Source organism: Nocardioides sp. NPDC058538 (assembly GCF_042719275.1).
Lineage (GTDB): Bacteria > Actinomycetota > Actinomycetes > Propionibacteriales > Nocardioidaceae > Nocardioides.
In genome coordinates, this window is record NZ_JBHXNY010000002.1 from 246222 (window position 1) to 265440 (window position 19219).

The following is a 19219-nucleotide window of genomic DNA, read 5'->3' on the forward strand; positions in this document are numbered from 1 at the left end:
GCTCCAGTCGGCTCGCAGAACTCGCCCTTGGTGGACTGCCGCCGTATCAGGGATGGCGTCCTACATCGACGCAGCCGCCATCGTCAGCTTCGGAACCGCCATGGTCCTCTACCAGGAGGCCATCGGACTCACCTCGGGCCAAATCGGCCTCGCCTCTGGCGGGCTCACGCTCGGCATCGCTTGCGGTGCCATCGTCGGTGGACGCCTGGGCGACCGATTCGGTCGTCGACCGATCTTCACCATCACGATGGTGCTCATCGTCGGCGCGGCAGCAGCACTGGCCCTTGCCGGCTCATTCCCGGTGATCGTCGTCGCGGCGCTCGTGCTGGGCTTCGCCACAGGCGCGGACCTGCCCGTGTCATTGTCCACGATCTCGGAGGCTGCATCCGATGAGAACCGGGGTCGGTTGATCGGATTCACCCAACTCCTGTGGGCCGTCGGCATCATCGTCTGCGCGTTCTTGAGCGCCGGCGTCGCGAGCCTGGGCCGCTTCGGCGCGCAGATCCTGTTCCTGCACATCGCCGTTGTTGCCCTCGTCGTCCTGATCGGTCGGCTGACCATCCCCGAGTCGGCCACATGGCTCATCGCGCGAGACGAGCGCCGCCAAGGGATCCAGACCGTCCGGGCGGGCAGGGCATCGGTCATGGACCTGATGCGTGGCTCGTACCGGGCCCCGTTTCTCGGCCTTCTCGGTTTCTACGCGCTCACGAACCTGGTTGCCAACACCGGAGGTCAGTTCGGCTCCTACCTACTGGTGAACGTCGGCGGCGTCGACCTCCAGACCGCGACCTTGATCGGCCTGCCCTTCATTCCGCTGGGCGTGGTGGGTGCCCTGTGGTTCATGAAGATCGCCGATTCTCCGAAGCGGCTCACCTACTTCGCGGTGGGCTCCATCTGCTGGGTGGTCGCCCAACTGGTGTACGTGGTCTTTGGAATCAGCCTCGTCACAGCGATCATCGCTGGGCTCATCGGGCTCGTGGGCACCACGTTCGCGTCCGAGGGGATCATGAAGATCTGGACGCAGGAGCAGTTCCCTACTCTGCTGCGCACCACCGCTCAGGGCGCGATCATCACGGTAGCTCGCCTGTCTGCCGCGCTGTTGGCGACCGTGACGCCGCTTCTCGTGGCGTTCAGCCCACGCCTCTTCTACCTGTTCCTTGCCGTGGTTCTCGCGATCGGCTGTGGAGTCGGCTGGAAGGTGTTCCGCACCCGCGACCAACATGACGAGTTCAACACCGAGGCCCAGAAAGAGGCGGTGGCAGCATGAGCACCGACACATCGACACGTATGCCAGACGGGTCCGCAGGTGGGTTCATTGCCGCTCCGGATGGCCAGGACAATCCGGCTCCCTACTTTCGGCGCGAGTTCACCGCCGATGCGGGGCTCATCGGCGCCACGCTCTATGTGACCGCGCTCGGGATCGTCGAGCCATATCTGAACGGCACTCGTGTCGGTGACGAGATGCTTTCGCCCGGCTGGACCTCTTACCGCCACCGGGTGACGGTGACGACCCTTGACGTGACAGCGACCGTCCACCCAGGGGCGAACGCCATCGGCGCGATCGTCGGCGAGGGCTGGGCGGTCGGACGGCTCGGTTGGGAGTGGCAGCGTCACGTCTATGCTGATCGGCCCGCGTTGTTCCTTCAGATCGAGCTGGACTACGGCGACCGGGTCGTGATCATCGGTACGGACGAGAGCTTCCGAGTCGGCACCGGTGCGGTGCTGGCCAACAGCATCTACGACGGCGAGACGTACGACGCACGTCTTGAACCGCACGGATGGAGCGAGGCTGGTTTCGATGATGGCAGGTGGTCTGCCGCCCAGCCGATCGACTGGGACCTGAACACCCTGCAGGCCCCGATCGCTCCTCCGATCCGCCGCATCGAGGAACTCGTCCCGGTAGCGACATTCACCAGCCTGTCCGGGAAGACCATCGTGGACTTCGGCCAGAACATCTCGGGTTGGGTGCGTCTCAACGTCAGCGGTGAGTCGGGTCGAGAGATCACCATCCGCCACGCGGAGATCCTCACTCCCGACAGAGAGCTGGAGACAGAGACGAACCGCACGGCGGAGGCCACCGACCGGTATATCTTGCGGGGCGGCGGACCCGAGACGTGGGAACCACGGTTCACCTTCCACGGATTCCGCTACGCACAGATCGACGGGTGGCTCGGCGACCTCACATCCGACGCGATCACTGCCATCGTCGTCCACAGCGACATGGAGCGTACGGGATGGTTCGAGACATCCAACGAGCTCGTCACGAAGCTCCACTCGAACGTGGTTTGGTCGATGCGGGACAACTTCGTCGGCGTGCCCACCGACTGCCCGCAGCGTGACGAGCGATTGGGCTGGACCGGCGACATCAACGCGTTCGCACCGACAGCCGCCTACCTCTACGACGTTCGCGGCGTACTCGGCTCGTGGCTGAAGGACCTCCGGGTCGAACAGTCGGAGAAGGGGCACGTGCCTTGGGTGGTGCCGGACGCACTGTCTCAACCGTCTTCGCCGACCGCACTATGGAGCGACGTCGCCGTCAGCCTTCCATGGACGCTTTACCAGGAGTACGGCGACCTCGACATTCTCCGGGCGAGCTACGACTCGATGACCACCCACATTCGCCAGGTGGCCGCGCTGCTCGATGACGCAGATCTGTGGAGCTCCGGCTTCCAGTTCGGCGACTGGCTCGATCCCGACGCTCCCGCGGCCAATCCTGCCGCAGCGAAGACCGACCGTCACCTGGTCGCCTCCGCATTCCTGTGCAAGACGACTCGGGAGATGACCGCTACCGCGCGGCTGCTGGGCCACCATCTCGATGCCGCTGAGTTCAGCGCTCTCGCGACCCGGGTGCACAGTGCCTTCCGCCGCGAGTACGTCACCGCCTCCGGCCGCCTCGTCACCGAGTCGGCCACGGCGTACGCCCTCGCGATCACCTTCGACATCCTGGACACCGACCAGCTGCAGAAGGCGGGTGATCGACTCTCGGAGATCGTCTCGCAGCGCGGGTACCGCATCTCGACCGGGTTCGCCGGAACTCCTCTCGTCACCGACGCATTGAGCATCACCGGACACATCGACACCGCCTACCGTCTTCTCCTGGAGGAGGAGTGTCCCTCGTTCCTCTACCCGGTGAAGATGGGCGCCACCACCATCTGGGAGCGATGGGACTCGGTGCTTCCCGACGGCACCGTCAACGCCACCGGGATGACCTCCCTGAACCACTACGCCTTGGGCGCCGTTGCGGACTGGTTGCATCGGGTCGTCGGCGGTCTGGCGCGGATCGAGCCCGGATACGAGCGCGTCCGCATCGCGCCGAAGCCAGGAGGCGGACTCACCTGGGCTCGCGCCGCGCACGACACCGTTCGAGGACGAATCGAGGTGTCCTGGAAGATCGAGGGAGGAGAGGTGTCGCTCGAAGTCACCGTTCCCAGCGGCGTCGAAGCCGAGATCGTGCTTCCGCTGAAGTCGGACAACGCAGAGCACACCGCCGGCGAGGGATCGCACTCGTGGCGATATCCGGCGCCCGCCGGTTACGGGGCCACCGCCCAAGTGACGATGGACTCGCCCATCAGGGACCTTACAAAGGACTGGAGAGTCTGGGGAGCGGTCTCCGAGGTGCTGCAGCGCTACTTCCCAGGTCTTCCGCTCGACCCGTCGGCGCCCGAGGCCGCGGCCATGTCACTGAATGCCGTGCTCCAGTACGTCCCGGGGGTCTCGCCCGAGCTGGAGAACGACCTCGCCGACGCACTGGCCTCGACGGCCACCTGACAGAACCGAACGCTTGATCCCGTCACACGAATACGCTGACGTCACGTCGGCAAGAGGAGTTCCCATGCACGCGCTGGTCGCAGAGATGACACTCGAGGAGAAGGCAGGACTCGTTTCCGGAGCCGCGTTCTGGACCACACGTCCGGTCGAGCGGCTCGGCATCCCTACGGTCACCATGACGGATGGCCCGCACGGGGTCCGGATGCAACGCGAGGCCGCCGACCACGTTGGCCTGAACGCCAGCGAGCCGGCCACGTGCTTTCCCACAGCGAGCTCAACCGGATCGACTTGGAACCCCGAGCTGATCGCCGAGATGGGGGTGGCCCTGGCACGCGAGAGTCGGTCTCTCGGTGTCGACCTGCTGCTCGGGCCGGGTGTGAACATCAAACGATCTCCACTGTGCGGTCGCAACTTCGAGTACTTCTCCGAGGACCCGTTCCACGCAGGCGTGATGGGCGCAGCGTTCGTGCGCGGTGTGCAGTCGCAGGGTGTGGGCACATCGGTGAAGCACTTCGCCGCGAACAACCAGGAGACCGACCGGATGCGGGTCGATGCACAGGTCGACGAGCGCACGCTCCGTGAGATCTACTTCCCGGCCTTCGAACGCACCGTCCGTGAATCCGCTCCCGCCACGGTGATGTGCTCCTACAACAGGGTGAACGGCACTCACGCGTCGCAGAACTCCTGGCTGCTCACCGACGTCCTGCGCAACGACTGGGAGTTCGGCGGGTATGTCGTCTCCGACTGGGGTGCCGTTGTGGATCCCGTCGCCGCTGTCGCTGCCGGCCTCGATCTGGAGATGCCGAGCACGAGTGATCGCAGCCCCGGCGCGATCATCGCGGCAGTCGCCTCGGGCACGCTGCCCGAGTCTGCGCTGGACGACGCGGTGTCGCGCATCCTCACCGTGCACGATCGACTTCTCGTCGATCGCGAGCCTGCGCAGCCCGTCGACCCCGACGCCCACCACGCACTTGCGCGTCGGCTCGCCGCGGAAGGCGCGGTGCTACTGGCCAACGAGCAGGACATCCTTCCTCTATCCGCCGCGGACGGAGGGTCGATCGCGGTCATCGGGGAGTTCGCGCAGACCCCTCGCTATCAGGGAGCCGGGAGCTCACACGTCAGTCCCACACGCCTCGATGACGCGCTGACGGCGATCCGTGAAGCGACCAGCAGGACGGTCGACTTCGCAGCCGGATTCACGTTCGACGGCGCCGGTGACGACGCCCTCCACGAAGAAGCCGTCGCGCTCGCGGGACGGTCGAGTGTGGTCGTGATGTTCCTCGGCCTCCCGGCGAAGGATGAATCGGAAGGCTTTGACCGTACGCACCTCCTGATTCCGCAGACACAGCGAACGCTGCTCGCCGCCATTGCACGCGTCAACCCCAACATCGTCGTCGTCCTGAGCAACGGCGGGATCGTGAGTCTTGACGGGATCATCGGCACCGCGCCCGCCGTTCTCGAGATGTGGCTGGCCGGTCAGGCGTCGGGAGCCGCGGCCGCCGACCTCGTCTTCGGTGCCGCCCAGCCTGGAGGTCGTCTCGCAGAGACGATTCCGCTGGCTCTGACCCACACGCCCGCGTACGTGAACTGGCCGGGCGAGAACGGAGTCGTTCGATACGGCGAGGGGCTCTACGTCGGGTATCGCTGGTACGACAAGACCGGGCAAGGGGTCGCAGTCCCGTTCGGCTACGGCCTCAGCTACACCACGTTCGAGCACGCCGACATGACGGTGGCGGTGCCCGACGCCACCACGCCGTATGCAGTTGTCGACGTCACGGTGCGGAACACCGGCAACCGCGGAGGCGCCGAAGTCGTCCAGGTCTACGTCACAGATGAAGAGGCATCCGTCGGTCGTCCGGAGCGAGAGCTGAAGGGCTTCGTCAAGGTGTGGTTGGCCCCGGGGGAGCAACAGGTCGTTCGCATCGAGCTCGACGAAAGAGCGTTCGCTTTCTGGTCTCCCTCCGGCTGGAGGGTGGAACCTGGAGCATTCACCATCCATGCGGGCCAGCACTCCCGGCGGCTTCCGCTCACCGAAACCGTCACGCTCGACGTTCCCGCGCCACCTGCCACGCTTGACCTGGACTCGACCCTCGCGGAATGGGTGACGCACCCGGTCGGCATGCATGTGCTGCAGGAGGCGATGACGGAGATCGGCCAGCAAGCCGACGCACTCACCAACGAGGAGTTTCTGCCTCTCTTCGGCTCCATGCCTCTCCGCACGATCCTCGGGTTCGCGCAACAGTCGAACGCCGCGGTGTTCGACGTCGACGAAGCACTCACAGGTCTTCTCGCGGCCGTCAGATCCGCGACTGACTAGATCTCGCGCGTGAGCGAGGGGCCAGACCAGCGAGGTATCGCTCCTACGCCACCGCGCACGAGGCATCGAAGGACCTCAGAATCTGCAGCTTCTCCGCCTCGAACGAGCCTTCGGCATGGGTAGCGAGCACGCGCTGGTAGCCGCCGTAGTCGCGTGCAGTCAGATCGGCGACGAAGTTCGCCAGACGAAGGCGTTCCTCGCCGCCGATAGCAGCGGCGTAGTACTTCTCGAGCACGACGCGTACGTCAGGGGCGGGTCATTCCTCTGCCCCCGTACGAGACGCTGCGCAAGCGTCCGAGTGATCGGCGCAGCTGGCGTAGCTGCGCGCTGTTGATGCGCTTCTTGCTGCTCGTATAGGGCGGGTTGAGCAACCCGCCCAAGCTGAAGGGAAGTCTCGAGAAGGCGATGGCGCGGAGGTGGGAGAAGGTGTCGAACCCGTAGCGGCCGTGGTAGTAGCCGGTTCCGCTGCGGCCGACGCCACCGAAGGGGAGGTCGGGGCTGAGCAGGTTTGCGGCGAAGTCGTTGGCGTTCACCGAGCCGCTGCGGGTGCGCGCGACCAGACTGGCGAACGTCTTGTTGCGCCTGCCGAACCAGTAGAGGGTCAGCGGACTGTCTTCGGTGTTGATGTGGTCGATGGGCTCGTCGAGCTCGTCGTAGGCGTAGACTGTGAGGACGGGTCCAAAGACTTCTTCCTGCGCCACGCGCATCGACGGTGTGACACCGGTGAGGAGTGTTGGCGGGACCTTCCGACTTGCGCGGTCCGGCAGCCCCTCGGTCTCAGGGACATGGGATCGCCCGATGGCACCCTGGGCAACCGCGTCCTCGATGAGCGCGACGACGCGGTTGTAGTTGCGGTCGTCGATGAGCGAGGTGAACTCGTCATTGTGGGTGATGCTCGGATAGCGGGAGCGCCACTCGTCGAGAACCGTCTCGGTGAACCGTTCAGCCTGGTGCCGTGGGACGTAGACGTAGTCGGGGCACAGGCAGACCTGCCCGCCGTTGACCATGCGCGCGGCCGCCACGCGACGGGCTGCGGTCTCGATGTCGGCGGAGCGGTCGACGACGACGGGGTTCTTGCCGCCGAGCTCGAGCGTGGTCGGGACCAGATTGCGCCCGGCCGCTTCGGCTACCAGCGCGCCCACCTGTGGTGAGCCGGTGAAGAAGAGATGGTCGAAGCGCAGACCGGCGAAGTCCGCGCCGTCACCGTGGACCTCGGTGATCACCGCCAGCTCCTCGACGTCGAAGTAGTCGCCGGCGAGGCGCGCGAACGCGGCGGTGGTTCGACCCGTGATCTCAGAGGGGCGGATCATCACCCGGTTCCCGGCGGCGAAGGCGGCGCCGGCGGGCAGGACCACGAGGTTCAACGGGAAGTTCCAGGGGCCGAGCACTCCGACTACACCCTTCGGGACAGGGTGGACCTCTCCGCGGAAGACGGGTCGGGTGAGCGGGTTTCCGGTGCGTCGGGGACGCATCCACTCGGCGACGTGAGATCGATCGTGCGAGAGCGACTTGGCGGTGACGACGAGGTCGGTGGACAGGGAGAGGTCGAAGGCCCGACTCCCGAAGTCGGCGCGAAGCGCTTCGGCCAGTTCATCGACGTTGTCCACGAGCAGCTGTTGAAGGCGTGCGATCCGATCCTGACGTACGGCAGCGCTCGGAATGCCGTCACGAAGGACGGCGGCTCGTTGCAGGTCGAGGATCTCCTGCAGACCCAGGTCCTGGGCGTCGCGGTGCAGCGGTCGAGGCGGGGCGACTCGTCTGGAGGAGGAGGCTTCCGTGGTGGTCATGGGCGGGAATCTCCTTGGTGGTTCGTCGAGGAGGGAAGCCCGTGGAGAATCAGATCGGCCGCTCTGTGCGCGATCATCATCGTGGGGGCGTTCGGATTGCCGGAGGTGAGTGTCGGCATCACGGAGGCGTCCACGACCCGGAGACCTTCGAGACCGCGGAGACGCAGCTCCGGGTCCACCACGGCCAGGTCGTCCTCGCCCATCCGACAGGTGCCAACCGCGTGGTAGATGCTCGTCTCGACCGTGCGCAGCCAGTCTCGGTCTCGGGGGCCATCGCCGTTCAGGCTCGCGCCGGTGAGGGCGCTCAGATCCTTGGACCGAACGAGGTCGCCGACTGTCTGTGCCCCCCCGAGGAGCTTGCGGACGTCGCTCTCGTTGCCCAGTCGCGAATGTTGTACCTCTGGTCGTCCGTCCCGGAGCCGCACACGGCCGCGCGCTTCGGGATGGAGCAATGCGCAGAAGATGGTGTACGCATCTTCGCGTTCCAGGGTTGCGCGGCCTCTGACCGCGTCGAGGGTGTAATGGCTCGGTGTGATCGCGATCTGGAAGTCGTCGGTGAAGAGCTGGGCCTCGAAGGGTGCCGACGTCAGCGCGCCGGTTCCGGTGGCCAGATATTGACCGACCGCTTTTGCGGCCCGGACCGGCCCCAGGGTGTTCAGGGTGGGAACACGCGACTCCCACTGCTGTGACACCAGCAGGTGATCCTGGAAGTTCTCGCCCACGCCTGGCATGTCCAACGTCGAACCGCCGGGCCCGATCCCAGAGCGCATCAGGAGCGCCGGGCTGCCGATAGCGCCGGCGCTGAGGATCACCTCCTCGCGGGCACGCAGGATCTGACCACCCGCCTCGACGCCGACAACTCGTCGTCCTTCGATGATGAGTCGCGTAGCGACGGTCCCGGTCAGGATGCGGACGCGTCGATCGCGGGGGAGGCCGCGCAGGAAGCCGCGAGCTGAGGAGAGTCGCCGTCCCCGCTGCTGGTTCATCTGGGCGTGAGCCGCCCCGAGCTGGGTCTCGCCGTTCTGGTCAGGGTTGAGCCGGTGGCCTGCCTGCACAGCGGACTCGATGAAGGCGTCATCGAGCTCATGATCGTGCCCACACCATTCGACGGAGATCGGACCCGTCGCACCGCGGTACTCATCCGCGCCGCCGACCCAGGTCTCGAGCGACTTGAAGTGCGGGAGGACGTCCTTGTAGGACCAGCCGGTGGCGCCGCCAGCCGCCCACCCGTCGTAGTCGGAGGCGCGCCCGCGGACGTAGACCATGGCGTTGATGGAGCCGCTGCCGCCGATGATCCGTCCACCCGCGAACGCGCTTGCGGCGCCGGTCTTGCTGTCGTCCGGCGCCGTCGGATAGCGCCAGTTGGCGGTGCGGAAGGTGCTGATGATTCCGACGGGCACCGACACGTCAGGACGACGGTCGCTGCCGCCGGCCTCGATGAGCACGACGGACGCATCAGCCGATGCCAACCGGCCGGCGACGATTGCACCTGCCGAACCGCCGCCGACGACGATGTAGTCGGCCTCCTGCGGGCGGTTCATTCGGTCTCCCGAGGAGCGGGCGAGTCTGTTCCGGAACCGGTGTCGTGCTCAGCCTCGATGATGGTTCGCAGCCTGCGCAACGACGAGTCCAAGTTGCCCTTCAGGTCAGTGCGACGGTCCTTGACCCGCAGGGCGACCCGCTCGAAGAGGAGCGCCAGGAACGGGAGATCCATGCACATCTCGATTTCCTCGATCACCTGGCAACCGTCCGGATGAGGCTCGAGTCGATAGGTCCACCGCGTGAAGTCACGGCCGACCAGGCCGACGACGAATCCGAACTCTCTGCCGGGATCGGCCGCGACGATGCGAGCCGTCGTGGTCCATCGTCCGGAGCGACGCCGGTTGTGACCACGGAAGCGTACGTCGTCCAACCGCTCGACGCGGATGCACTCCGGGCTCCACTCGGGGATGCGGCGTACGTCTGAGATCACGTCGTAGGCGCGCTGAGGATCTGCGCGTACGACAGCGGATGCCGCGACCGTCTCGCCTTGCTTCAATGCCTTGTTCATGTCGGGTCCTCTTCTGCCGCGGGCTCGGGTCGGGGTCGTCAGGCCAGTGCGCCGCGGAGCTGGCGCTTGAGCACCTTCCCGACGCCCGAGACGGGAAGTGCCTCGACCACCGACAGGCCGCGCGGGCACTTATACCCGGCGATCCGGTCCCGACAGTGGGCGTCGAGCTCGGCGAGGTCGAGGTGGGCGCCGTCGTGGAGCACCACGACCGCGTGGACACGTTCACCCCAGACCTCGTCCGGGGTGCCGATGATCGCGCACTGGGATACGGCCGGATGGCTTGCGACGACGTTCTCGACCTCGACCGAGTAGACGTTCTCGCCGCCGCTGACGATCATGTCCTTGACCCGGTCGACGACATACAGATACCCGGCGTCGTCGATCCAGCCCGCGTCTCCCGTGCGGAGCCAACCGCCGCGCATGACCTCGGCGGTCTCCGACGGCCGGCGCCAGTACTCGCTCATCAGTCCCTCACCGCGTACCAGGATCTCTCCGACCCTTGCGTCGTTGACGTCGTGGCCGGTGTTCGGGTCCACGATCTTGATCTCACAGTGCACCCCTGCTCGGCCGGCCGAGGTGGTGAGCTCGGGGTCGGCGTGGTCTTCGGGCTGGAGGGCGGTGACCGTGGCTGCCATCTCGGTCATTCCGTAGATCTGGAGGAACTTCACCTCGGGCAGCCGGGAGCGGGCCATCGCGAGGGTGACCTGCGAGATGCTGGACCCGCCGTACACGATGGTACGAAGCGAGTCGAGCTCGAAGTTGGCGGACTCCGGATGGGTGAGCAGCACGTGCAGCATCGTCGGGACCAGGACGGCACGTCGAACCTGATGCTTGTCGATCACCCGCATCACCTCGACGGGGTCGAAAGCCGCGGTGATCACCTGGGTCGCGCCGATCTGCGTGCCGGTGAACCAGGCTGAGAACTGCGCGAGATGGAACAGGGGCGCGGTGACCAGGCAGGCGTCTTCCTGCTCGAACGGCGCGGTTGCCAGTGCGCCGAGAGCTGCCCCGGTCAGCGCTCGGTTGGACAGGACCACACCGCGGGAACGGCCCGTGGTGCCGCCGGTATAGAAGATGCCCATCGGCTGCTCACCGCTGCGGTGGGCGTCTGCGATCGGCGCCTCGTTCACCGCGAGCTCGGACACGGAGGCGCTGGCGTCCGGGTTTGCGGTCTCACCGGCATGGATGAGGTGAGCGATGCTCGGCACATGTGCCTTGATCGCCGTCCCGGCTGACGCGAAGTGGTCATCGACGATCAGCACAGAGACCTCGGCCTCGACCAGCGAGTCCACGATCTCTGCCACGGTCCACCGTGTGTTGACCGGGACCACGATGCCGTCGGCCCAACCGATGGCGAGCACGACCTGCAGGTAGGTGTCGGAGTTCACCGCCAGGATCGCCACCCGGCCTTCGGGCTCGAGACCCAAGCCCTTGAGACCGCCTGCGATCCGGCTGACTCGGTCCTGCATCTCCCGGTAGGTGTGGGTGCGGTCTCGGAAGATGCTGTAGATGCGGTCGGGATGCTGTTGCACACCACGGTGCAGTGAACGGGTGAGAGACATGGCTTCCTCGCTGGTGACGGCGGATGGATACTTCAGTTCTGACGTGGCAGGGCGAGCTCGGCGCTCATCCCATCTCCATGACGGCGATGCCGTGCTTGGCTCGCCCGGCGACGTGTCTGAGTGCCTCGACGCCCTGTTCCAGATCGAACCGCGCCGTGATCGGAGGGCGGACGCGGCCGGATGCGATCAGCCGCTCCAATGCGTCCCGGTTCGCGTGTGCGGCGAGGCTCTCCTCGCGTTCGAAGGACGCGATCTCGTAGCCCAACACCTTCGAGCCCTTGAGCAGGGGTAGGTTCAGAGGGATACGCGCCGGGGCGCCACTGGCGAACCCGACGACCACGAACCGTCCGCCATAGCCGACGGCGCGCAACGCCGGCTCCGAGAGCTCGCCGCCGACCATGTCGAGGACGACGTCGACCCCGCCCGGACACAGTGTCTTGAGGCGGTCCTTGAAATCCGGTGTCGCGGTCAGGATGACCTCGTCCGCGCCGATCTCGGAGGTGAAGTCGAGCTTGTCCGTCGTGGAGGCGCAGGCGATGACGCGTGCCCCGAGCGCCTTGGCGATCATCACCGCAGCACTGCCCACTGCTCCGGAGGCACCAAGAACCACGACGCTCTCGCCTGCTTGGACACGAGCGGCGGAGACCAGGGCGTCGTAGGCGGTCCGATAGGGGGCACCGGTCAGGCACGCGAGATCCGCAGGTAGGTCGTCCGGCGTGGGTCGCAGCTGCGTCTCCAGGAGTGCGACCCGCTGGGCGAATCCCCCGACGAAGGCCATGCCGTGGACTCGATCACCAATCTGAAACCGGGAGACGCCCGCGCCGACCTCGACGACCTCGCCCGCGATGTTGTTGCCGGGCGTGAACGGGGTAGGGACCTGGATCTGATACTTCCCCGTCGCGATCAGCGTGTCGGCGAAGTCGACCGTGGCGGCTTGCACGCTGACGACGACCTGGCCCGGGCCGGCCCGCGGGGCCGGTGTATCGACCACCGCGAGATCATCGAAGCCGCGACCCTTGCACACGAGAGCTCGCATCTTCCGCCTTTCGATGTCGGAATGGCACTTGGTGCCACGTTAGCACTCGGTTTCGGATCTGTCGTCGATCTGGCTAGGGTCGTTCCATGACACCGAAGGCGGGCACGCTCCAACAGCGGATGAAGGAGCAAGCACGGCGTGAGGTCGCCACGACCGCGATGGCCCTCTTCGTCGACAACGGCTTCGACGCCACCACGGTCGACCAGATCTGCGCCGCCACAGGCATGTCTCGCCGCAGCTTCTTCCGTTACTTCAAGGGCAAGGAAGCCCTCGTCGTGTCCCTGCTGGACGGACTCGCGGAGGCCGGCTCCAAGGTCTTCATCGCACGGCCGGCCGACGAGGATGTCTGGACCGCTCTTCGGCACTGCATGGATCCCTTCGTCGACTGGAGCGAGGAGAACCGCGCTCGTGCCCTCGAGATCATCCGGCTCGTCGAGGAGACTCCGGGCCTGCGCGCGGCGTATCTGGCAACGGTCGATCAGTGGCGCGCAAGCCTCGCCATCCTGATCTCGCGTCGCCTCGGTCTCTCCGACGAGCACCGGCTGTACGCGTCGGTTGTCTCGGCCGCCAGCATGGGCGCGTTCGTCGCGGGCGGCCGTGAATGGCAGTCGGACGGGGGAGAGGCGGCCTTGGCCGACGTCTTCGATCGGGCGTTCGCCGCGATGTCCCCGAACAGCCTCGACATCCCTGGCTGACACGCTTGGTGTAGACGCTCGTGACTCGACCGGCATCCGTTCTGCAAAGGACGTGGCCGGATCTGGACATGACCACGGTTGCCCTATTGCCTGCGATGTGACGGTCGTCATAGCGTAGGAGCCTCGGCATACTGAATCGTTTCACTTGCCTGATCGATGAAAGAGGCTCGGATGAGCGTTCGACGACCGTTTCGCTTCGTGACCCCGCTGGTCGCGGCTGGCGCGCTGTTGGGAGCCGGTTTGACCGCTCCGTTTGCCTCCTCTGCGCTGCCCCCGGAAGCGCCTTCGGTGCAGTCGGTGAAGTCGACGCAGACGCCTGGTCTCACGGCTCGGACCTTTGCGGACCCGCCGATGGCCGTGCGGCCCAAGTACCGATGGTGGATGCCACGTGCGGGAACAGATCCGCAGGAGCTCTCCGACGAGATCCGCGCTATGAAGGCGGCTGGTGCCGGTGGTGCCGAGATCTCACCCTTCCTCAACCCCGGCGGAGCCCAGGGGACCGGCCAGGGTCTTATCCAGAGCGGCTGGATGAGCGAGGCGTGGAAGGACAGGCTCGCGACGATGTACGCGACCGCTGCCGAGGAAGACTTCGTCCTCGATGACACCATGTCGGGGCTCGGCTCAGACGCAGTCAGTGTGCCGACGCCCGGTGGTCTCAACGCTGAGTCCGGCAGCAAACGGCTCGTCTCCGGCTACACGATCCTGGCTGACAGTGCGGCGTTCGACGGCGCGGTGCCGCCGACGATGGACGTCTCGATGACCACGGCGCTGTGCGCCCCAGCCTCCGCCGGGGACAAGCGCATTCAGCCGGTCATCACCCGTGCCCTCAGCGCCGGCGACACGATCACCATCGGGACCGGCCAGTCTGCCCAGACCACCACGGTCACCTCAGTCGGTGACGGCACCTGGGGTTGTGGCCGCACCGTCGCAGCCGCGAAGTCCGGTGAAAGCCGTATCTTCGTCAGCGCGCTCGCCGGCGGCGCGGGCCAGGACGGCCCGGGCGCCGTGTACTCCCCGTTCAACCCGGGCCAGGTCATCACCATCGGCTCCGGCGACGCGGCAGAGAAGGTCACCGTCCGCAGTATCGGCCGCGCCCCGGCTTCGGGAGCCAGCAGAGTCAGCCAGTCCGCCACCGAGGGCGCGACCACCGCCGTCCTCGCCAACGCCTCCAGCTTCGCCGCGGGCCGCTACGCACTCCTCGGTGCGCCAGACAAAGGCCAGATCGTGAAGGTCACCGCGAAGGGCGTCGACGGAGTCGCGAACCAGATCTCCTTCGAGCCCGCTCTCACCAGCGCGGTGACCGCAGGAACCAGCGCCCGCGACATCGGCGAGGGAGTCAACGTCACTCCGCTGACCAAGAACCACCGACCCACCGAAGACGTGGTGGTCGACGGGCCGCAAGGGGACGGGATCGGCATCGCCGACCCGCTCACGGCTGACCGGGGTCTGACGACTCCCGTCAGCGCCAAGGCTGACAAGACCCTCACGGCAGCCCTGGCCTACCGGTGCGTGGCAACGTGCGCCGAGGCCCCCAAGAAGATCCTTGCCTCCTCCGTCGTGGACCTCACCGCCGACGCTGCCGACGGTGCCATCGATGACACGTCATGGCGTACCAGCGGCACGTGGGTCGTCTACGTCCAGCAGATGGTCAACGACGGTCCGTTCATGAAGGGTTCCTTCTCGCCGTACGGCTTCGACTATGCGGTCGACCATCTCAGCTCTACCGGCGCCGATGCCCTCATCGAGCACTGGGACGAGGAGGTCCTGACGCCCCAGTTGCGCGCCTCGATCAGGAAGAACAAGGGCGGCCTGCAGACCCTCTTCGAGGACTCCCTCGAGATGCCCTTCACCCCGAAGTGGACCTCAGACTTCCTCGACGAGTGGCAGGCCCGCCGGGGCTATGACCTGACGCCCTATCTACCGGCACTGTCCGGCACAACCGTCGCAGCGCGACCCACCTCAGGCCCGTACGACGGCTACTTCACCGGATACCCCATCGAGCCGGGCAACCAGTTCGACATCGTCGGCGCAGACGTCGAACGGATCCGGGAGGACTACCGACAGACGTGGTCCGACCTGTTCGCCGACAGATTCGTCTCCAAGATCCAGCAATGGGCAGCCAAGAACGGGCTCGGCGGACGCTTCCAGGCCTACGGCAGCTTCCCCATCGACACATCCGAGCTCTCTGGCCTCGTGTCGATCCCTGAGGCCGAGGCACTGGGATTCAATGACGACGTCAACACCTACTCCATCGTGGCCAGCGGCGCCCACATGTCCGGCACCGACACCGTTTCCAACGAGTGCTGCGCATCCGGTGGCCAGACGTACCGGGCCCAGCTGACCGACCCGACCTCGCCCATGCGGCAGATTCTCCAGTCCTATGCCGGCGGTGTGAACCAAACCATCTGGCATGGATTCGACTACAAGACCTCGCCCGTCGCCGCCTGGCCGGGCTACCACGCGTGGAGCCCCGAGGGCGGCACCAGCTCCTTCTCGGAGGCATTCGGCCCCCGGATGCCGGTATGGGGTGCCGGCGGCGTCAAGGACATCAACGACGCTGTGGCTCGTCTCAGCCTCGTCCTCCGTCAGGGCAAACCGCGCTACGATCTGGCCGTCGTCAATCAGAGCTTCGGTGCCGGTATCTTCCAGGGCCCCGAAGCCCCCGGCATCAAGGCAGATGGTCCGCTGAACATAGCTGGTCTCACCACCGAGTTCCTCAGCCCCGCCTACCTGACCTCCGATTCGCTGCGACTCTGGGACGGACATCGACTTTTCCCGGATCGCTCGGCGTACCAGGCCTTGGTGCTAAACAACCAGGCGACCATCAGGCCGGACGCGATCCGCCGGATCGCGGACCTGGTCGAGGATGGGCTGCCGCTCCTGGTCATCGGGGACCTGCCCGCGCGGTCCCCGGGACACGACCCCGCCGGATCGCAGGATCGCACCGTCAAGCGTGCCTCTGCCCGGATCGCGGCCGCCATCTCTGAGGGTGACAACGCCGTCCAGGTGGTCGACGAGGCAGCTGCCCCGGCGGCCCTGGCCGAGATCGGCGTGACTCCGACCGCGGGCAAGGACACACCCAGCACCACGCTCAATGTCCGCCGCTCGGCGCCGGGGGTCGACTACTACTACCTCTATAACAACAGCGACGCCGAGGTGAGCGACACCTGGACCCTCCGGGGTGCCGGCCGCCCCTACGTGCTCGATCAGTGGAAGGGCACGATCGCCCCGCTGGGGGAGTACGAGGTCGGCGGGGGCGAGGATGCCGGCACAGTTGAGGTGCCAGTGACGATCGGTGCTCGTGATGCCACCGTCATCGCAATCAGCAAGAAGAACCTCAGCGGCGGACCTTCTCCAAAGAACCATGTGACCGACACTGACGCCGACAAAGTGGATGTGGCGGAGGACGGGACGGTGACGCTCCGCTCCGCGACGAATCGCGCCCTCACCGCGACACTGGCCGACGGGGGGAAGTCCGCGGCCGAGATCAGCAACGTCCCGCAGCCGCAGATGCTGAGCGACTGGACCCTGAGTCTGGAGTCCTGGGAGCCCGGCACCGACAAGTCAGCACCAGGGCACGCCAGCACCACCGTCAAGGTCGATAAGGGGACCTTCGACGTCAAAGCCCGCGATGACGGCAAGCTCCCAGGATGGCGCGACCTCGTCAGCAACGGCTCACTGGACCAGATCTCCGGAATCGGCGCCTACACCGCGACCGTCAAGCTCCCGGCGAACGGCTGGACCGGCGGATACGGCGCCTATCTCGATCTCGGCAACACCAACGACTCCGCCAGGCTGACCGTCAACGGCAAGCCGGTGCCGGTCAATCAGCAAGACCGCTCCCACATCGACCTGGGCCCCTACCTCAAGGGCGGAACCAACCAGATCCAGGTGATCGTTGCCTCGACGCTCAACAACGCGGCCAACGGCACAAACCTGCAGGACTACGGATTGCTGGGGCCAGTCGTGCTCCGCCCCTATGGAGAGGTACCCGCGATCGGCCGGCGGCGCCCTTGAACGTTTCAGTGCGTACGCCGTCGCCTTCCCGGCCCAGGATCGGACGTCGGCGGTCGCGATCATAGCCCGGCGGGACTACCTTTGCGGTTTGACCGTGGAGCACCGGACCGATCCGCCAGGCGTGGGCGAGGGGTCGGCCCCCGGGCCGGGCTAGCAGAGGAGACTTCGGCGCGCAGTCAGCGCCAGACTGCTTATCAAGTCCTGGTGGCCGCCGACCCAGGAGGCTCACGCCAGTGGTGAACTGGTGCCTTCGATGAGTTGGGCGCCGATCTCGCGGTGGCCTTCGACCTCCGGTGCGTCCCAGAGTCTGCTCGGTTCAGTCGGCACCCAGCATGCGCATCGCGAACCCTGCGTACTCCCTGGAGATCTGCGTGGGGGAGATGGTTCCATCGGCGTGGAACCACGTCACCAGCCCGGTGCACATCGTGGTGATCGCTTTGCCGGCGTCGCGTGCGTGGGTGACCTTGAGGCCGCCGACGGCGATGGCCGCCGCGATCTGCTCGTCCAGCAGTTCCTGGACGTGGTTGCGTAGGTTGGCGATCCGGCGGTAGTTGTCGGGCTCGAGGCTGCGCATCTCGCTTGCGCCGATGAAGGCGAGGTCGCTGCGGCAGGCGTGATACAGCGCGAGTGCTTCTACGATGAGCGCGACACGCATCAGCGGGTCGTCGCCTTCGTCCCGTGCCTGTTCGACGCGCCAGTTCAGGTCGGCCATCGTGATGTCGAGCATCCGGACGAGCAGGTGTTGCTTGCTGGCGTAGTGGTGATACACGCCGGGCACACTCATGTCGGCCAGTTCGGCGATCGATCGAAGCGTAGCCCCGTGGTAGCCGGTCGAAGATGGCCAGGGTCATCGGGGAGGATGCCTACGCCGAGTCGCTCGGGCAGCGCTTCGCGCAGGGCAAGGAGAGCTTCAACCGGCTCTACGTCGACCCGCAGACCGGCTACACCTTCAATGCCACTCCGGGCGACAACCTGGTCGCCGGCCGGACTTTGCAGGATTCGCAGGCCTCGTACGCGACGCCTCTCAACCTCGGACTGTTCAGCACGGAGATGAAGGTCCGAGCCGGCGAGAGCGCGGGGCTGAGCTACCAGGAGTTCGCTACGAAGCGCCTCGCGGAACTGGTGGCGGACCCGGCTCAGAGCAACGACGGGGCTGGACCCCGGCCGGGCACCGGGTTCTTCTCCGGCGGTCAGGCCAGCAACAAGCCCTACACGCTGACGACCGGTTTCAACGGGACCCGAACATCCTCCCGGCGCTGACCAAGAACGGTGAGGTGGAGGCGGCCTACAAGCTGTTCAGCAACGACCAGTTCGCCAGCTGGCTCTACCCAGTCACCCTGGGCGCGACGTCGATGTGGGAGCTGTGGAACTCCTATGAGCGGGCCCTTGGCCAGGGTGGCCAGAGCGCGATGAACTCGCAGAACCACTTCGCCCTCGGCGCCTCCCCGCAGTGGATGTACGAGTACCAGCTCGGCATCACCTCTGACGGCGCGAAGGGCTACAAGGAGTTCGTCCTCCAGCCCGTTCCCGGCGGGACGTTCACCGCTCTCGAGGGCAGCTACGAGTCCCACCACGGCACCATTGAGTCGGCGTGGAAGGCCGAGGACGGCGTCCTCACCTCATATGCGGCCACCGTGCCCGCCAACACCACCGCGAAGCTCTACCTCCCGGTCGAGGACGAGATCGGGGACTTCGAGGAGATGCCGGGCGTCACCTTCGAAGCGATGGGCGAGCGGAACGGGCTCGTGGTCGCGGAGTTCACGCTGGCGGCCGGAGGCTACGAGTTCACCGTCGACGGCGACGAGGTGACCGTCGCGGCCGACGGCAGGTGGGCGGCTCCGGCCAGCTAGCGCAGTGGAGGGGGGGGGGCCCACCCCGGAGGGGGGGGGGGGGGGGCCGCCGGACCCACACGGGGGGACCCCGCCCCGTGCCCCGGGGGGGGGGGGGGGGGCCCCGCCCCCCGGGGGGGGGGGGGGGGGCCGCGGGC

At 66.6% G+C, this 19219-nt stretch carries 14 protein-coding genes and 1 pseudogene; 7 read left to right on the forward strand and 8 right to left on the reverse strand.

The window, feature by feature from the left end; genetic code table 11:
• The first annotated feature begins 52 nt into the window (after nucleotides 1–52).
• From ACFWQC_RS03170 to ACFWQC_RS03180, 3 genes are all read left to right on the forward strand, one after another.
• The gene (locus ACFWQC_RS03170; RefSeq protein ID WP_378672952.1) at nucleotides 53–1267 is read left to right on the forward strand and encodes an MFS transporter; all 1215 of its coding nucleotides are present in this window, start codon (nucleotides 53–55) and stop codon (nucleotides 1265–1267) included.
• Nucleotides 1264–3768, forward strand: coding sequence for a glycoside hydrolase family 78 protein (locus ACFWQC_RS03175; RefSeq protein ID WP_378672955.1), 2505 nt, complete (start codon nucleotides 1264–1266; stop codon nucleotides 3766–3768). Before ACFWQC_RS03170 ends, ACFWQC_RS03175 begins: the two co-directional genes overlap by 4 nt.
• A gap of 64 nt (nucleotides 3769–3832) precedes the next feature.
• A complete protein-coding gene (locus ACFWQC_RS03180; RefSeq protein WP_378672958.1) occupies nucleotides 3833–6085 on the forward strand; it encodes a glycoside hydrolase family 3 C-terminal domain-containing protein in 2253 nt (750 codons plus the stop codon).
• Between the two features lie 43 nt (nucleotides 6086–6128).
• Here ACFWQC_RS03180 and ACFWQC_RS03185 read toward each other — a convergent pair whose 3' ends face one another.
• The 6 genes from ACFWQC_RS03185 to ACFWQC_RS03210 form a co-directional block, all read right to left on the reverse strand.
• Nucleotides 6129–6320, reverse strand: coding sequence for a 4-hydroxyphenylacetate 3-hydroxylase C-terminal domain-containing protein (locus ACFWQC_RS03185; protein ID WP_378672961.1), 192 nt, complete (start codon nucleotides 6318–6320; stop codon nucleotides 6129–6131).
• A 10-nt stretch (nucleotides 6321–6330) separates the two neighbouring features.
• Complete coding sequence (locus tag ACFWQC_RS03190) at nucleotides 6331–7872, reverse strand: aldehyde dehydrogenase family protein (protein WP_378672964.1); 1542 nt, start codon at nucleotides 7870–7872, stop codon at nucleotides 6331–6333.
• Entirely contained in the window at nucleotides 7869–9413 is a 1545-nt protein-coding gene (locus tag ACFWQC_RS03195) for a GMC family oxidoreductase (RefSeq protein ID WP_378672967.1), read from the reverse strand. The genes ACFWQC_RS03190 and ACFWQC_RS03195 overlap by 4 nt, the downstream gene beginning before the upstream one ends.
• Nucleotides 9410–9922, reverse strand: a complete 513-nt coding sequence (locus ACFWQC_RS03200) for an SRPBCC family protein (RefSeq protein WP_378672970.1) — start codon at nucleotides 9920–9922, stop codon at nucleotides 9410–9412. The genes ACFWQC_RS03195 and ACFWQC_RS03200 overlap by 4 nt, the downstream gene beginning before the upstream one ends.
• Nucleotides 9923–9960: 38 nt before the next feature.
• Nucleotides 9961–11484, reverse strand: a complete 1524-nt coding sequence (locus ACFWQC_RS03205) for an AMP-binding protein (RefSeq protein WP_378672973.1) — start codon at nucleotides 11482–11484, stop codon at nucleotides 9961–9963.
• Nucleotides 11485–11548: 64 nt separating this feature from the next.
• A complete protein-coding gene (locus ACFWQC_RS03210; RefSeq protein WP_378672976.1) occupies nucleotides 11549–12520 on the reverse strand; it encodes an NADPH:quinone oxidoreductase family protein in 972 nt (323 codons plus the stop codon).
• Between the two features lie 86 nt (nucleotides 12521–12606).
• Here ACFWQC_RS03210 and ACFWQC_RS03215 point away from each other — a divergent pair, with 86 nt between their 5' ends.
• Both ACFWQC_RS03215 and ACFWQC_RS03220 read left to right on the forward strand, forming a co-directional pair.
• Nucleotides 12607–13215, forward strand: a complete 609-nt coding sequence (locus ACFWQC_RS03215) for a TetR family transcriptional regulator (protein ID WP_378672979.1) — start codon at nucleotides 12607–12609, stop codon at nucleotides 13213–13215.
• 351 nt (nucleotides 13216–13566) lie between these two features.
• Nucleotides 13567–17232: a glycosyl hydrolase gene (locus ACFWQC_RS03220; protein ID WP_378672982.1), complete on the forward strand. Its 3666-nt coding sequence runs from the start codon at nucleotides 13567–13569 to the stop codon at nucleotides 17230–17232.
• A 316-nt stretch (nucleotides 17233–17548) separates the two neighbouring features.
• Here the strand turns inward: ACFWQC_RS03220 and ACFWQC_RS03225 are convergent, their stop codons facing one another.
• Together ACFWQC_RS03225 and ACFWQC_RS03230 are read right to left on the reverse strand one after the other, a co-directional pair.
• Nucleotides 17549–17959, reverse strand: coding sequence for a hypothetical protein (locus ACFWQC_RS03225; protein WP_378673084.1), 411 nt, complete (start codon nucleotides 17957–17959; stop codon nucleotides 17549–17551).
• 12 nt (nucleotides 17960–17971) lie between these two features.
• Nucleotides 17972–18052 (reverse strand): annotated as a pseudogene (locus ACFWQC_RS03230) (TetR family transcriptional regulator); the annotation flags it as partial.
• Nucleotides 18053–18069: 17 nt separating this feature from the next.
• Here ACFWQC_RS03230 and ACFWQC_RS03235 point away from each other — a divergent pair.
• Together ACFWQC_RS03235 and ACFWQC_RS03240 are read left to right on the forward strand one after the other, a co-directional pair.
• Nucleotides 18070–18492: a hypothetical protein gene (locus tag ACFWQC_RS03235; protein WP_378672985.1), complete on the forward strand. Its 423-nt coding sequence runs from the start codon at nucleotides 18070–18072 to the stop codon at nucleotides 18490–18492.
• 14 nt (nucleotides 18493–18506) lie between these two features.
• Nucleotides 18507–19082 (forward strand): alpha-L-rhamnosidase C-terminal domain-containing protein, encoded by a 576-nt coding sequence (locus ACFWQC_RS03240; protein WP_378672988.1) that lies wholly within the window; start codon nucleotides 18507–18509, stop codon nucleotides 19080–19082.
• The last annotated feature ends 137 nt before the right edge of the window (nucleotides 19083–19219 follow it).

Coding starts and splice junctions, on each gene's coding strand:
- ACFWQC_RS03170 (WP_378672952.1), top strand. CDS start 53: ATGGCGTCCTACATCGACGCAGCCGCCATCGTCAGCTTCGGAACCGCC.
- ACFWQC_RS03175 (WP_378672955.1), top strand. CDS start 1,264: ATGAGCACCGACACATCGACACGTATGCCAGACGGGTCCGCAGGTGGG.
- ACFWQC_RS03180 (WP_378672958.1), top strand. CDS start 3,833: ATGCACGCGCTGGTCGCAGAGATGACACTCGAGGAGAAGGCAGGACTC.
- ACFWQC_RS03190 (WP_378672964.1), bottom strand. CDS start 7,872: ATGACCACCACGGAAGCCTCCTCCTCCAGACGAGTCGCCCCGCCTCGA.
- ACFWQC_RS03195 (WP_378672967.1), bottom strand. CDS start 9,413: ATGAACCGCCCGCAGGAGGCCGACTACATCGTCGTCGGCGGCGGTTCG.
- ACFWQC_RS03200 (WP_378672970.1), bottom strand. CDS start 9,922: ATGAACAAGGCATTGAAGCAAGGCGAGACGGTCGCGGCATCCGCTGTC.
- ACFWQC_RS03205 (WP_378672973.1), bottom strand. CDS start 11,484: ATGTCTCTCACCCGTTCACTGCACCGTGGTGTGCAACAGCATCCCGAC.
- ACFWQC_RS03210 (WP_378672976.1), bottom strand. CDS start 12,520: ATGCGAGCTCTCGTGTGCAAGGGTCGCGGCTTCGATGATCTCGCGGTG.
- ACFWQC_RS03215 (WP_378672979.1), top strand. CDS start 12,607: ATGACACCGAAGGCGGGCACGCTCCAACAGCGGATGAAGGAGCAAGCA.
- ACFWQC_RS03220 (WP_378672982.1), top strand. CDS start 13,567: ATGGCCGTGCGGCCCAAGTACCGATGGTGGATGCCACGTGCGGGAACA.
- ACFWQC_RS03225 (WP_378673084.1), bottom strand. CDS start 17,959: ATGCTCGACATCACGATGGCCGACCTGAACTGGCGCGTCGAACAGGCA.
- ACFWQC_RS03235 (WP_378672985.1), top strand. CDS start 18,070: ATGGCCAGGGTCATCGGGGAGGATGCCTACGCCGAGTCGCTCGGGCAG.